The 808-nt window shown below is 43.7% G+C and carries 2 protein-coding genes; both read right to left on the bottom strand.

The features are described from left to right. Positions 1 to 180: hypothetical protein (locus ACOCD2_RS23135; protein WP_419626225.1), on the bottom strand; the 180-nt coding region annotated here is incomplete at its 3' end. A gap of 84 nt (positions 181 to 264) precedes the next feature. Continuing rightward, entirely contained in the window at positions 265 to 591 is a 327-nt protein-coding gene (locus tag ACOCD2_RS23140; RefSeq protein ID WP_293675324.1) for a hypothetical protein, read from the bottom strand. Between the last annotated feature and the right edge of the window lie 217 nt (positions 592 to 808).

The following is an 808-nucleotide window of genomic DNA, read 5'->3' on the forward strand; positions in this document are numbered from 1 at the left end:
CGGCATTGCCACTTTGGGTTGTTGTCCAGATGCAAAGCGCTCAGGACGGGCGTGGTAAGCGCTATCCAGCGCGCTTTGCTTTTGTAAGGCAATGTCGCTTATAGCGATCAGTAAATGCCTGTTCAGGCGTATAGTCTGCCAATCCGCTGTGATGATCTTCCGTTCTAGATCGAGTTGCACTTACGAGTTGAATCCAAGGTGAAATATTCAGGCTAGAGTTGCTCCCGATCCTTGTGGAACGGGTGTCCGAGTAAGTGTGCGTCATTACTTTTCGATTCTAACGTTAGGCACTGATTCCATTATTGGCCTTCTATATTCCGGATCATCTTCCTCTAAACAACGAAAACGAAGATCCGCAGTATACGAGGATTTTGAATCGTTAAGCGGTAAAAACTTTTTTCCTATCGATTCACAATATGAAGTGGCTTTTTTATAAAGGGTTGTTTTTATTATTGTTGCCCCTGTTTCGCTGACAAAATCCTCGCCAGCCACCATATAAGTATCTTTGCCAGCTGGAACTACTTCAGTGACCACAGAACAAGCAGCTAATACCAATGTACAGGCAGCTGTCAACATGGTTCTGATATTCAATTGCAATCCCCTGTACGCTTAATATTATATTTTATACTGCGGAAGTATCCCACAAGTGTAACGGGTGGGCAAGCGTGCGTGAGCCGGTTTTATTTTTTTGGTTAAAGGCGTGTCTCACTAGCAGAATCACGTTATTTGTGAAACATTGAATAGTTGACAGCATACGGAACACTCATTGCCCTGTAAATCATACGTTCTCAACCTGTTCCACAAACGA

Origin of the sequence: Thiolapillus sp. (genome assembly GCF_048562965.1) — a bacterium.
Taxonomy (GTDB): domain Bacteria; phylum Pseudomonadota; class Gammaproteobacteria; order Chromatiales; family Chromatiaceae; genus Thiolapillus; species Thiolapillus brandeum_A.